This window comes from Shewanella sp. 3_MG-2023, from assembly GCF_030548765.1.
In the GTDB taxonomy this organism is placed as follows: Bacteria; Pseudomonadota; Gammaproteobacteria; order Enterobacterales; family Shewanellaceae; genus Shewanella.
The window spans coordinates 67,000-79,900 of sequence record NZ_JAUOSH010000014.1; the positions used below are offsets into that span (position 1 = coordinate 67,000).

The window sequence follows — 12,901 nt, forward strand, 5'->3', positions numbered from 1 at the left end:
GTTATGACCCAATCACAAACGTTAACCCACAGTGCATTTGTTTTTGAAGTTTCAAAATCAAATTTAATCCAAACCCGAGTAGTACCACTTAATATTGAACAGCCTTTAGCTGAAAATGAATTACTGCTGAAAGTAGATAAATTTGCTCTTACAGCAAACAACATTAGTTACGGCGTCACCGGAGATGCTTTAGGTTATTGGCGATTTTTCCCAACGGCAAATAGCACTGAGCAAGCCCAATGGGGGCGACTCCCAGTAATGGGCTATGCAGATGTTATTGCTTCAAATTGCCAACATATTAAAGTGGGAGAAAGGCTTTGGGGATTTATGCCAATGGCGACTCATTTAACCGTTATTGCTGGCAATATCGCTACAACGGGATTTTCTGATATAAATCCATGCCGAGTAGGTCTTTCACCTGTTTACAGTCGCTTTGATCGGGTTAATACTAATCCTTATTATCAGATAAATAACGAAGAATTTGATATTTTACTTCGAGGTTTATTTACCACTTCATGGTTAGTTGATGACTTTATGTTTGATAATAATTACTTTGACGCAGCTCAATACCTCATCACCAGTGCATCAAGTAAAACCAGCATTGCCCTGGCCTTCTCAATTAAAGACAGAGGCGAACGCCCTGCTATTGGTATCACCTCTGAATCTAATCGTAAATTTGTTGAGTCATTAGCTTGTTATGATCAAGTTGTCAGCTACCAACAAATAGCGTCACTCGACAGCGGTGTCACATCAATTTTAGTTGATATGGCTGGCGGTCAATCAACACTTTCAGCAATACATTACCACTTTGCAGACTCACTGCGTTATTCGTGTCGAATAGGGGCAACTCATCACCAAGATATTGATATCTCGGATGGTTTTAACGTTGCTAGCTTGCCGGGCGCAAAACCAGAGTTCTTTTTTGCACCAAACCAGCTTAAAAAACGTGCTGCAGAATATGGTGCCACCGAAATGATGAACCAGATGAATTTAGCATTACTGCGTTACATTGAGTTTTGCCGTGTGAACATAACCATCAACACAACTCATAACGTTACTGAATTAGATGCCATTTACCAACAAGTATTAGCAGGTAAAGCCGATGCATCTGTGGGCCAAATTGTTTCTTGGTAATTAATAATATCAATTCATTTAAATTGGCCAGCAGCAAGGTCTGTTAAACCTGAGGTTCGTATGGAAAGTATTGAATTAGTCAAATTTGTAAACACAAAAGTGATTCCAATTTGTATATTTTTAATCATGATGGGAATGGGGCTTTCTCTTATTCCTAAAGATTTTAAGCGAGTGGTAAAGTACCCTAAAGCTGTATCTATCGGTTTGGTTAATCAACTCATACTTTTGCCGCTTATAGGGTTTGTATTGGCAAGTGTCATGCCTTTAGAACCAGAATATGCCGTAGGCGTCATGCTGTTAGTACTATGTCCAGGTGGTACGACTTCGAATATGTTTACCCATTTAGCCAAAGGAGATGTCGCGCTGTCAGTTTCGATGACAGCAATAGCCAGCATCATAACGGTATTTACCATTCCAGTGATACTTAACTTATCGCTTGAGCACTTTATGGGTAAAGGTACTGAGTTCTCATTACCGATTATTACCACCATGATAAGTTTAATGAAGCTGACAATATTGCCTATTGGCATCGGGATGTTAATAAAGCGATTTGCCCCCAAATTAGCTGACAGTACACAAGTTCATGTGTCTAAATTTGGTATTTTATTTTTAACCTTATTAATTATCTTTTTGACATACATTCAAAAAGACATTGTGGTTTCAGCCCTTATCGCTGCAGGGCCAGTTTCAATATTGCTCAATATTTCAACCATGGCGCTGGGCTACTATTCAAGTAAGTGGCTTGGTTTAAACCTTGCTCAGCGCACTTCAATTACCATCGAAGTAGGTTTACAAAATAGTACTTTATCCATGTTCATGGCGCTGACCTTATTGGCCAATTATAAAATGTCATTTACACCTGCTATTTATACGTTAACCATGCTATTTACTGCAGGTGTACTCGTCAGAATATTTAATTCAAAGTTTAATCGCGCCGATAAACCGAAAGTGCAGTTAGATATCGCGAAATGAAGCCCTTTAAAAAATTAACAACACGGAAGATACTCATATGATTACAGTTCACCATTTAGTTAAATCAAGATCTAAACGCGTTTTATGGTTACTTGAAGAGATGAAGTTACCCTATGAGTTAGTCATACATCAGCGTGATCCAAACACTAACCTCGCACCGAAGGCGTTATATGCCATACACCCTCTGGGTAAATCCCCCATCATGGTTGATGATGACATAACCATATGTGAGTCTGGTGCCATTATGGAATATATCTTAAACCAAGATTATTCAACGCATTTAAGACCAGACACAAATAGCAGCCAATATTATCAATACCTTGAATGGTTACATTTTGCCGAAGGCTCACTGGCTTTACCCGTTATCACGACTTTATTACTGCAAATGGAACCCCGTGCCGGTAGTTACCCACTAGATGGTTATATTGCCAAAGAATTAGCAATCGACTTTGCTTATATTGACCAATATTTAGCAAGCCACAGTTACTTTGCTGGCAATGACTTTAGCGCCGCCGATATCATGATGACCATAATGTTAGAGATAGCCATGAGTTTAAAATTACTCAAGGGACAAGACAATATCAAAGCTTACCTCAGCAAAGTTCAACAAAGAGCGGCCTATCAATTAGTGTTAAAACACGGATAGGACTTTTTATTAGAGTAAATACTGTATAAAGTAATTAACAGCAACAATATTGCAACCAACGATTGACAATAAAAACAGACAACTAAAACTAAAAAGGTAGCAAATGGAACTTATCAAGGTCGAAATCGACAACAATATACATGTAATTACGCTAAACAATGGCAAAGTTAATGCTATCTCGCCAGAGATAATTACAGAAATTAATGTCGCTTTAGATGCTGCTGAGCAGCAACAAGCCGTAGTTATTTTAACAGGCCAAGCCGGAATATTTTCAGGTGGCTTTGATCTTAAAACCATGAAGTCTAGTTCAGAGGCTGCAATAGCACTGGTAACCGCAGGCTCTAAGTTAGCCCGCAGAATGCTGGCGTTCCCGACCCCTATTATTGGGGCATGTACCGGTCATGCTATTGCCAAAGGGGCATTTTTATTACTCAGTTGTGACTACCGTATTGGCTGTGCGGGTGATTTTAAAATTGGTTTAAATGAAGTCGCTATAGGCATGACAATGCACAATGCCGGTATTGAGCTTGCGCGAAATCGTGTCCCACGTAATTATCTTACTCGTTCAGTTATAGTCGCTGAACTGTTTGCCCCACAAACAGCGGTTTCAGCAGGTTTTCTTGATCAAGTTGTTGAACCTGAGCACCTGATGGCAACTGCCTATGCAGTGGCTAAGCATATGCTATCTCTTGATATGAAATCACATCATGGCACCAAACTAAAAGAACGTCACGCAATCCTTGCCGCGTTAGATGCTGCGATAGAAATAGATGCTAAAAGCACGTTAGTTTTATAAGGTTAATACGATGAATAACAATGAAAAGTTTAACAGTTTGACTGTAGAAGTTAACGCTAAAATTGCCCATATCAAGCTTAATCGCCCTGATGAATTTAATTCAATGAATATTGATTTTTGGGATGAATTCCCAAAAGTGATTCAACAGATAAATGATCAAGCTGCTGCTCGTGTCATTGTTATTTCATCAACAGGTAAACATTTCTGTGCAGGAATGGATCTAGCCGTTTTTACCCAAAGTAATAATGATAAGAATATTGAATTAGGCCGTAAACATGAGCAATTACGTCGCTTAGTATTAAGGCTACAAGAGTGCTTCAACGTATTAGAAAGTGCCAGAATGCCAGTATTAATGGCCGTTCAAGGTGGTTGTATTGGTGGCGCGGTTGATATGGTCAGCGCTGCTGATTGTCGTTATTGTACCAGTGATGCTTTTTTCAGTATTGAAGAAACTAAATTAGGCATGACCGCTGACTTAGGCACATTACAGCGTTTACCTAAATTAATCTCAATGGGTTTAGTTAAAGAATTAGCCTATACCGGTCGCAGAATGCCAGCCAATGAAGCCAAAGATGCAGGTCTGGTTAATCAGGTATTTGAAGATCAACAAAGCATGTTAACAGGCGTAATGGCAATAGCAGCTGAAATTGCTGCTCGCTCACCATTGGCGGTAGCAGGCTGTAAAGAGATGATAAATTATGGCCGCGATCATTCTGTAGCAGACAGCTTAAATTATATGGCAGCTTGGCAAAGTGGTATGTTCCAACCGCAAAATGACATGATGGAAACTTTTACTGCCAAAGCGCAAAAACGAGCACCAGAGTTTCAAGAGCTAACACCAATTGATAATTCAAAAATATTCTAACTCGCTGTAGGGCTATTGCTCGATTGAATTAACCAAACAGTGTTTAAATCGACAATAGCCTTTTTATAAAAGCTTTTATAACAAGATTTTATAAAAAGATTTTAAACCAAAAGTAATCAAACATGGTATGAAGTAACTATGACCAAGCCACTGATTAACCTCGTTCACGCCAATGGATTTCCTGCAGGAAGTTATAAAACATTTCTCGGTGAATTTAATGAAAAGTTCAGTACCATTGCTCATGATCAATATGGGCATAATCATAAATACCCTATACACACTAATTGGCAGCACTTGGTTACTGAGTTGCTTGATTATTTAAAACAGCAAGATGAAAAAGTGATATGTATTGGTCATTCATTTGGTGGCATTCTGTCATTTCTTGCAGCATGCCAACATCCAGAGTTGTTTCGTGGTGTAATCATGTTAGATCCGCCTGTGGTGACAGGTCCTTTCAGTCATGTGCTTAAAGTTGTTAAAAAGACTCGTCTTATTGATAAATGGTCTCCTGCAGGCCGGGCACAAAACCGTCAACGTCATTGGCCGCTAAACACTAACTTAGTTGGTTACTTCGCACAGAAAAATTTATTTAAAAACTTTGATCCAAGGTGTTTAAAAGATTACGTTGACCATGGTGTAACCCAGCGCAATAAACGCTTAGAATTAAGCTTTACCCCCGAAGTTGAAGCCGATATTTTCAGACATTTACCTTGTAACTTAGCCAGATATAAAAACCAACTTAAGGTCCCAGCTGCACTTATTTATGGCGAAAAAACTGACGTATTCCCGGTTAAGAATTTCACTCGCTTTGCAAACTTAAACAACATTGAAGTTTCCATGATGCCCAATGGTGGTCATATGTTCCCCCTAGAGCAACCACAAAATACTGCCAATATGATTAAGGCCATAGTCAAAGACTGGTAACAACGCTAATGGTATTAATAATGTTATTACTTAATAGCAGCTAAATTAGTCAGCTATATTTATAAAGTAAAACTAACAATAGTCTTAGCTTCTGGCGGCCTATTTTTATTTACTACAAGGTGCGAAACTTTTTGCATATTTATCTTTAAAGTTAACTCCATAGTAATTTACTTAGTGACTGCAATGGTCATTCAGCCGTTTGAACGCCCTATTCGCTGTTAAGGTTTACAAGCATTGCCATACCTAGCCAAGAGAACCACACTATTTGGCTTAAGCCAAATATTTCAGTGAGGATTTCAGCAGGATAAATTGTAAGAACACCGACAGTTCCAATTAATAGTCCGAAATAGTGTAACCATTTCGGTAATTCAATCGCTTTTAACCCTGCAACACTCAATAATAGAACCCATAAGCCGCCGACAATTTCGTTGCCGCCTCCAAAAGCCTCAACGATTGTGTTTATAACCATTAAAAGGGTCATTGCTTGCTGTGGATTTTGGGCTGACAAATCGATAACAGCTGCTAATCCAACATTTGCAATCATGCCACTTGCGATGACAAGGCCAACCCAAATAATACCGAAGACTGTAGCCGTTTGTGACAAAAGAGGCGCTTTGGTTTTCATCCGTTGATGGATCGCTATAACTAATATGGCTAAAAAAAGCCCAAAAGCGACATACATAACAAAATTAACGATTGATAAAATTGATTGATGATGAATTAGATAACTGAGTTTTTGTGTATCACCTGCACTGACTGGGTAATCCCAACACGCACCAAAAAATATAAAAGCTGATATGTAAATAACAGCTTCAAAAAGTGCAGCAACGCCAGCTATTTTTTGTATGTTATTCACACCTAATCCTTATTCATAAAACCTTGTTGTTACAGCGGTTAGCTTCCGCTAGTGTTGTTGATTAACTGTACGGTCTGATATTCAAACGCTAGGCTAGTTTGTCTACCTTTAACGGTTAATGTATCACCTTTTTTTAACCTAAACCAAAGTGATTTAGGTACCCCGCATATACGGTCATTGCCGAATAATTGGTAACTTTTAATGTAAACAGCGCCAGTACAATATTGACTGCTATAGGCTGTACTCACATATTTAACAATGAACTCATGGTTAACATGCTCATATTTACCTAGCGTAGTCAGTAAAACATGACCATATCTTGCTGTGGCGAGTGGACCACAAAGGTAAATTGCAATAAACAGTAGACTATAAATACCTGTTTTTTTTAAACCTTGATGGTGAATTTTATTTTGTTTGTTGGGGCGGATATCTAGCCGATATAGGCTTAATATGATAACCGCTAAGGCTAAATACCAAAGATGGTTAGCGGCTAAGGTATGTTCATTAATGATAATGTCATTTAGAAAAACACTGACAACAATGGCGATTAAAAACAGCTCAATGGCTTTTTGGGTGATATTAATCTCTTTTATAATCATAATTTTAAATACGGTTTTTGTGATACCTCACAAAAGCCACTTATTTCTTCCTTGAATTATTTTAGCTCAATATGAAGCTGTAGTTTGTCGATTTTATATCGCGAGTTAACTCAGTTCCTTAATCGCCCTACCAATACCATCTACCGTTAGCGGGTACATTTTGTTTTCCATTAACTGCTGAATTATCGATATCGACTGATGATAAGACCAATGCTGCTGGGGTTGTGGATTTAACCAGGTCACTTTATTGAAGTGGCCTAATAGCCGATTCATATAATCACTGCCAGGTTTCTCGTTCCAGTGTTCAACACTGCCACCGCGGGCGACAATTTCATAAGGCCCCATTGTCGCATCGCCGACAAATATGACTTTATAATCTGATCCGTATGTTCTGATGACTTCTTCAAGGTCAATTGTTTGTTGATAGCGTCTGCTGTTGTCTTGCCATACTTTGTCATATAAACAATTATGAAAATAGAAAAATTTTAATTGTTTGAATTCAGTATGGGCGGCTGAAAAAAGCTCTTCACAGGTTTGAATGTAATCATCCATTGAGCCGCCAACATCAAAAAACATTAGCACTTTTACCGCATTGTGACGCTCAGGCTCCATGTGTACATCTAACAAGCCACCATTTTGAGCAGTGGAGCGAATAGTGGTGTTTATATCTAACTTTTCACTGGCACCAGTTCGGGCAAATTTACGTAATTTTTTTAATGCTAACTTGATATTACGGGTACCTAGCTCTCGGTCTTGGTCGAAGTTTTTAAACTCACGTTTATCCCAGACTTTAACCGCGCTGTTATTACGGTTACCCTCTTGCCCTACTCTTATTCCTTCAGGATTATAGCCATAAGCACCAAAAGGTGATGTTCCACCGGTACCGATCCATTTATTGCCACCAGCATGGCGTTTTTTCTGTTCTTCAAGTCGCTCTTTTAATGCCTTCATTAGCTGTTCGAGGCCACCTAAGGCTTTCAGCTGTTGCTTTTCTTCATCACTTAAATGCTTTTCAAATTCTTTACGTAACCAATCTTCAGGCAAGATTTGATCAAACACATCTATGCTTTCTATGCCTTTAAAGTATTCCGCAAAAGCGTTGTCATATTTGTCATAGTAAATTTCGTCTTTCACCATCACGATTTTGGCTAAGTTATAAAAATCTTCAACGCTTGCAAACACCACGCCTTTTTTTAATAAGGCAATAAGATCTAATAACTCCCGCAAACTGCAAGGTACGTTATGTTTTTTCAACGTAAGAAAAAAATCAATAAACATGATTTCACTACCTTTCTTTAGCGATTAGCGGTTTCTACGACTCATAAAAGCGAGTTTTTCAAGCAATGACACATCTTGTTCATTTTTAAGCAGCGCACCAAATAACGGAATAACGTCAGAATTTTTATCCAATAGACTCGCTTGAGAAATATCATCTGATATTAATAGCTTGATCCAATCAATCAGTTCAGAAGTAGACGGCTTTTTCTTAATGCCATTCACTTCTCGTAGGTAAAAAAATACTTCTAAGCTTTGCTTGAGTAGTTGTTGCTTAACATCTGGATGATGCACATCGATGATTTTTTCCATTTCGACTTTGGTGGGGAATTTAATGTAATGGAAAAAGCAGCGCCTTAAAAAGGCATCTGGTAGTTCTTTTTCATTATTTGAGGTAATGATGATAATCGGACGCTGTTTGGCTTTGATCACTTGCTGAGTTTCATATACATGAAACTCCATCTTGTCTAATTCTTGCAGTAAATCGTTGGGAAATTCGATGTCAGCTTTATCAATTTCATCGATAAGCAGAATGGGTCTTTGCTCTTCTTCAAAAGCCTGCCATAACTTACCTTTAACGATATAGTTTGAAATATCATGCACACGTGCGTCACCTAACTGACTGTCTCTAAGGCGTGACACCGCATCGTATTCGTACAATCCTTGCTGCGCTTTAGTAGTCGACTTAATGTGCCACTGATACAACTTACAATTTAAAGATTTAGCTAACTCTTCCGCTAATTGAGTTTTACCGGTACCCGGCTCGCCTTTAATCAATAACGGTTTTTCTAATACGATAGCGGCATTCACAGCCATAGTGAGATCGCTCGAAGCAATATAGTTGTCAGTACTTTTAAACATGCTTTTACCTATTGGTGATAGTTTTAGTTTTAGTTCTAGTGCTATTTTTAGTTAACGTTATATTTACTGTGTCTTATTCGGGCCCGGGAAAAAGATATTAGTTGTTTGTTGATAGGCCTTATATTCAGGGCGTTTTTGCACTGAATAGAACTCAGAAGGTACTGCGCCAGTATAAACAACTAAGGTGGTGTACATTATTTTGGAGGTAATCAGTAAACCTACACCTAATAATCCCCAAACAACCACTGTCTCTTGTTGGTATAAGGCTAGCCATGATGGAATAGCGGCAATGACTAATCCATTCCACACCATCCATTCAGCAAAATAATTTGGATGACGACTAAATCGCCATAAGCCCACATTACAAACCTGATTGTTAATCCCTGTCGATTTCATCGCTTTCAAAAAAGCTAACTTTTGTATATCGGCAATAGTTTCCATCGCAAATGCAGCCAGCCACACAATAATGCCGATAATTTCAAATATTGAAATTTGTGAGTCTGTATTGGCTGCAATAATAAATGCAGGTAAAGCCAAATAAGATGCATTGGCCAAACCTTGTATTATCGCCTCTATTTGCTGCGCTAACGCCACGTTAGTTTTACCTGCTTTTTGCCAGCGACGTTTTTGGTATTCATAACGTGGCAATTCTTTTTGCAGGTGACCTGATGTCCACAGTTTTAACGCCCCAAACCCCATTCGGCTACCAGCAAAAATATAAGCCATACTGACTAATGCGACACGGGTTGAATCGCCGTCACTGTAACACCAAGTCATAATACCAATGAGTGTGAGCCCCCATGGCCAACCTATATCAACCTAGGACATTCGGCCTGTACGCCATGTAGGAATACATACCACAAAGGTGAACATGAGTAATTGCAGCAAACCATTAACAAGACCAATTGTCGCCAAAGTATCACTAAATATTAAGAGTATCCAACCAGCAATAAAAACAAATAACGGTGTAAAGTATTTCATCTGTCATGTTTCCCCTACAGTTACGCAAGTTCAATAGCAACGGGTATACCATTAAGTACGGCATTACCTGTTAACGTGTCGACCTTACTTGCATCCGTTAAGTCATTCATACTGACACCCGCCTGTGTTGCTGCAACTGACATGCGTGTACCTTGTTGATTATGCCCCCAACCTTGAGGCATACACACCACGCCTTGGAGAATGTCATTGGTAATTGCGGCTTCTATGTGGATTTCACCCACCCGAGAACTCACCTTAAGCAATTGTCCTTGTTTAATACCGAGGGTTTGCGCATCTTGGGTATGGATCTCTAAGGTGCAGGGATTTTTACCTTTAACTAAACGCGCCGAGTTTTGCGTCCAGGTATTGTGACTTTTCACTAAACGGCGGCCAATTAAATCAAATGGATATGTTTGATCTCTTGGCGCAGTGGCCATCAGCGCATTTAAGCGTGATAAATCATCGAGATATATTCGCGGCGCTAAGTCTATTTTACCTGTAGCCGTTTTAATCCTTTGCTCAATACACGGCATCAATGGGCCCATATCAATCCCATGTGGATTATCAATCAGCTTTTGTAAACTCATACCTTCTTCGCCATAAGGCCCTTGGGTTAATTCCCTATCTAAGATCATCTCTGGTGTATAAGGATCCATAGGCGTATTGGTCATACGTGATGAAATTTCTTTTAAAATTTGCCAATCACTTCGCTGATTGGCATTTTTTTCAAATAGTGGCGGCGAGTATTTAACCGTGTTCCTTACTGAGAATGAGTTAAAGAAGATATCAAAATGGGAATTTTCAAAGCCTGTAGTGCCAGGTAAAATAATATTGGCGTGTTTTGTGGTTTCATTAAGGTAGATATCCACCGACACCATGTAATCCAAGTCAGTAAATGCATCAGCTATTTGCTTGCCATTGGGCGCAGACAGTACCGGATTACCCGCAATAGTAATTAAACTCTTAATTTGACCATCACCCGGTGTTTGTATTTCTTCAGCTAGGGTAGAAACTGGGAATTCGCCATTAAAAAATGGTAACTTTCTAACCCGAGAGTGATATTGGCCAAATGATGATTTATGCCCTTTTACGTGGTTTCTTAGTAAATCAAAAGCAGGCTGAGGAAACATAGCGCCACCAGCACGATCAAAATTACCTGTGATGATATTCAGTACATTGGTTAACCATTGGCATAAACCACCAAAGGTTTGTGTTGAGGCGCCCATACGGCTATAACAAACGGCTGAATCTGCGGCGGTCATATCAGCAGCTAGCTGGCGAATACTCTGTGCATCGATACCAACAAATTCAGCAACATCTTCAGGCGCATAGTCTTTTGCGACAGATTCAAGTGTCTCAACACCATCAGTCATGGCGGCTAAGTGACGTAAATTCACTTTGTTAGACGTAAATACACAATGGATCAGCGCAAATAGCAGTAAAGCGTCTTTTTCTGGGCGAATAAACAGATGCTGATCGGCAATTTTAGCGGTACGTGAACATTTAGGATCGACGACGACAACCTTACCACCTCTTTTTTGAATCGCCTTCATGCGCCCGATAACATTTGGCGCTGTCATCATGCTGCCGTTTGACACAACAGGGTTACCACCAATAATTAGCATAAAGTCGGTGCGATCAATGTCTGGTACTGGGATTAACATACCGGCACCAAACATGAAGTTAGATGCTACATGATGGGGTAATTGATCAGCCGAAGCTGAGCTAAAACGGTTTATGGTGCCCAAAGACTTTGAAAAGGGTTTTAGCATCATGGCATTGCCAAGGCTGTGGGCATTAGGGTTGCCCAAATAAACTGCCAATGCGTTTTTGCCATGTTTATGTTGAATCGCTTTGAATTTCTCGGTTATTTCATCAAATGCCTCTTCCCATGAGATATCAACCCAACCTGATGTAGTACGTTTAATGGGGGTTTTTAAACGATCTTTGTCGTAATAAAAATCTTCTAACGCGGTGGCTTTAGGGCAATTGTAACCTTTACTAAAAGGATCGTTTTGATCGCCCTTTATCGATAAGATTTGTTTGTCTTGATATTTAATTTCCAAGCCACACATGGCTTCACAAATATTACAATTTCGGTAATGGGTTTTGACTTCATTCATGTTCATCCCTGACTTGGTTAATCTTACTTTTAAAATTTCCATAAAAAAGAGCAAAGCTTATTCACTTTACTCTTAATAGCAGTGTGGTTAAAAAAGGTCTTCAAACCACTTTTTAACCGAACCAATAACCACCATGGTTTTTAATTTAAATAACGCCATACTGTCGCCAGATTCAAGTGCTTCTTCGCCGCAGCGAGGATCTGAGCGTTGCAGCGCACCCGTCATGCTGTGATCGATTGGAATGGGTTCACAACCATGATCTGATTCACAGATAAAGTCCCACTTATCGCGAGCAGGTAAATGACAAGTAAAACAATTGCCGCCAAAACGGTTATTGACATCAACAAAGCCGCGATTAACTATTTTTGAGCCGTCCTCACTGACTTCTAACTCAAAAAATTCCCAATCACCTGTGACAGGAGATGAACCCGCCTTGCCTTTTACCATCACTTCTGTTGGTACCAACTGTACTACTGAGCCTGGAGGATATTTTGCTCCCTCAGGGGCATTGGCTACTGCCAATGTTGCGTCAAGATCACCAAGTATGTTGTCCACATAAAAATGCCTTACTGGTGTCATATCGCGGATACAGCTAAAGCTGTTTTCATCAATATCAATAGCAGCTTTAGCTGCATCTAATTCAATACCCACCTCTGCTAAATCATTAGCTTGTAACGTTACTGAGCCTGCTAAAAATAGCATAATAGAAACTGACAGTTGGCTTATGGGCAGTTTTTTAAATTTCATATATTTGTTCCTGTATTTCTTGTTATTTTTCAGATGGGTCACACTAAGAAACTAAGCTTTGTCATTAATGAATATCTATAATGATTGCTAAATCATGGCAGCGGAAAACAGATCAGGTCATT

14 protein-coding genes are annotated in these 12,901 nt (G+C 39.3%); 6 read left to right on the top strand and 8 right to left on the bottom strand.

Annotated features, from left to right (window positions below):
- Positions 1 to 3 precede the first annotated feature (3 nt).
- The 6 genes from Q4591_RS09875 to Q4591_RS09900 all read left to right on the top strand — a co-directional run bounded on the left by Q4591_RS09875 (position 4) and on the right by Q4591_RS09900 (position 5,337).
- Positions 4 to 1,134: a DUF2855 family protein gene (locus Q4591_RS09875; RefSeq protein ID WP_303460867.1), complete on the top strand. Its 1,131-nt coding sequence runs from the start codon at positions 4 to 6 to the stop codon at positions 1,132 to 1,134.
- 60 nt (positions 1,135 to 1,194) lie between these two features.
- On the top strand, positions 1,195 to 2,106 hold the full coding sequence (locus tag Q4591_RS09880) for a bile acid:sodium symporter family protein (protein WP_102439300.1): 912 nt from the start codon (positions 1,195 to 1,197) through the stop codon (positions 2,104 to 2,106).
- Between the two features lie 37 nt (positions 2,107 to 2,143).
- Entirely contained in the window at positions 2,144 to 2,752 is a 609-nt protein-coding gene (locus Q4591_RS09885) for a glutathione S-transferase family protein (protein ID WP_303460869.1), read from the top strand.
- Between the two features lie 103 nt (positions 2,753 to 2,855).
- Positions 2,856 to 3,548: a crotonase/enoyl-CoA hydratase family protein gene (locus tag Q4591_RS09890; protein WP_303460870.1), complete on the top strand. Its 693-nt coding sequence runs from the start codon at positions 2,856 to 2,858 to the stop codon at positions 3,546 to 3,548.
- Between the two features lie 10 nt (positions 3,549 to 3,558).
- The gene (locus Q4591_RS09895; RefSeq protein WP_102439303.1) at positions 3,559 to 4,413 is read left to right on the top strand and encodes a crotonase/enoyl-CoA hydratase family protein; all 855 of its coding nucleotides are present in this window, start codon (positions 3,559 to 3,561) and stop codon (positions 4,411 to 4,413) included.
- A 138-nt stretch (positions 4,414 to 4,551) separates the two neighbouring features.
- On the top strand, positions 4,552 to 5,337 hold the full coding sequence (locus Q4591_RS09900) for an alpha/beta fold hydrolase (protein WP_303460873.1): 786 nt from the start codon (positions 4,552 to 4,554) through the stop codon (positions 5,335 to 5,337).
- A 208-nt stretch (positions 5,338 to 5,545) separates the two neighbouring features.
- Here the strand turns inward: Q4591_RS09900 and Q4591_RS09905 are convergent, their stop codons facing one another.
- From Q4591_RS09905 to Q4591_RS09940, 8 genes are all read right to left on the bottom strand, one after another.
- Entirely contained in the window at positions 5,546 to 6,193 is a 648-nt protein-coding gene (locus Q4591_RS09905) for a DUF4386 family protein (RefSeq protein ID WP_102476798.1), read from the bottom strand.
- Positions 6,194 to 6,231: 38 nt separating this feature from the next.
- Positions 6,232 to 6,792 carry a hypothetical protein gene (locus Q4591_RS09910; protein WP_102476797.1) on the bottom strand — a complete coding sequence of 187 codons (561 nt, stop codon included), beginning with the start codon at positions 6,790 to 6,792 and terminating at the stop codon, positions 6,232 to 6,234.
- Between the two features lie 105 nt (positions 6,793 to 6,897).
- Positions 6,898 to 8,070, bottom strand: a complete 1,173-nt coding sequence (locus Q4591_RS09915) for a VWA domain-containing protein (protein WP_303460875.1) — start codon at positions 8,068 to 8,070, stop codon at positions 6,898 to 6,900.
- 24 nt (positions 8,071 to 8,094) lie between these two features.
- On the bottom strand, positions 8,095 to 8,928 hold the full coding sequence (locus tag Q4591_RS09920; protein ID WP_303460877.1) for a MoxR family ATPase: 834 nt from the start codon (positions 8,926 to 8,928) through the stop codon (positions 8,095 to 8,097).
- Positions 8,929 to 8,991: 63 nt separating this feature from the next.
- Positions 8,992 to 9,741 (bottom strand): DUF1295 domain-containing protein, encoded by a 750-nt coding sequence (locus tag Q4591_RS09925; RefSeq protein WP_303460917.1) that lies wholly within the window; start codon positions 9,739 to 9,741, stop codon positions 8,992 to 8,994.
- Positions 9,742 to 9,747: 6 nt separating this feature from the next.
- Complete coding sequence (locus tag Q4591_RS09930; RefSeq protein ID WP_303460879.1) at positions 9,748 to 9,909, bottom strand: hypothetical protein; 162 nt, start codon at positions 9,907 to 9,909, stop codon at positions 9,748 to 9,750.
- 20 nt (positions 9,910 to 9,929) lie between these two features.
- Positions 9,930 to 12,032 (bottom strand): molybdopterin-dependent oxidoreductase, encoded by a 2,103-nt coding sequence (locus tag Q4591_RS09935; protein ID WP_303460881.1) that lies wholly within the window; start codon positions 12,030 to 12,032, stop codon positions 9,930 to 9,932.
- A gap of 87 nt (positions 12,033 to 12,119) precedes the next feature.
- Positions 12,120 to 12,779 carry a hypothetical protein gene (locus tag Q4591_RS09940; protein WP_241903547.1) on the bottom strand — a complete coding sequence of 220 codons (660 nt, stop codon included), beginning with the start codon at positions 12,777 to 12,779 and terminating at the stop codon, positions 12,120 to 12,122.
- Positions 12,780 to 12,901: the final 122 nt, after the last annotated feature.

Bases quoted from the DNA above. Each gene is read 5' to 3' on its own strand.
- Q4591_RS09940 (WP_241903547.1), bottom strand. From the start codon at position 12,779: ATGAAATTTAAAAAACTGCCCATAAGCCAACTGTCAGTTTCTATTATG.
- Q4591_RS09890 (WP_303460870.1), top strand. From the start codon at position 2,856: ATGGAACTTATCAAGGTCGAAATCGACAACAATATACATGTAATTACG.
- Q4591_RS09915 (WP_303460875.1), bottom strand. From the start codon at position 8,070: ATGTTTATTGATTTTTTTCTTACGTTGAAAAAACATAACGTACCTTGC.
- Q4591_RS09875 (WP_303460867.1), top strand. From the start codon at position 4: ATGACCCAATCACAAACGTTAACCCACAGTGCATTTGTTTTTGAAGTT.
- Q4591_RS09920 (WP_303460877.1), bottom strand. From the start codon at position 8,928: ATGTTTAAAAGTACTGACAACTATATTGCTTCGAGCGATCTCACTATG.
- Q4591_RS09895 (WP_102439303.1), top strand. From the start codon at position 3,559: ATGAATAACAATGAAAAGTTTAACAGTTTGACTGTAGAAGTTAACGCT.
- Q4591_RS09900 (WP_303460873.1), top strand. From the start codon at position 4,552: ATGACCAAGCCACTGATTAACCTCGTTCACGCCAATGGATTTCCTGCA.
- Q4591_RS09935 (WP_303460881.1), bottom strand. From the start codon at position 12,032: ATGAATGAAGTCAAAACCCATTACCGAAATTGTAATATTTGTGAAGCC.
- Q4591_RS09930 (WP_303460879.1), bottom strand. From the start codon at position 9,909: ATGAAATACTTTACACCGTTATTTGTTTTTATTGCTGGTTGGATACTC.
- Q4591_RS09910 (WP_102476797.1), bottom strand. From the start codon at position 6,792: ATGATTATAAAAGAGATTAATATCACCCAAAAAGCCATTGAGCTGTTT.
- Q4591_RS09880 (WP_102439300.1), top strand. From the start codon at position 1,195: ATGGAAAGTATTGAATTAGTCAAATTTGTAAACACAAAAGTGATTCCA.
- Q4591_RS09885 (WP_303460869.1), top strand. From the start codon at position 2,144: ATGATTACAGTTCACCATTTAGTTAAATCAAGATCTAAACGCGTTTTA.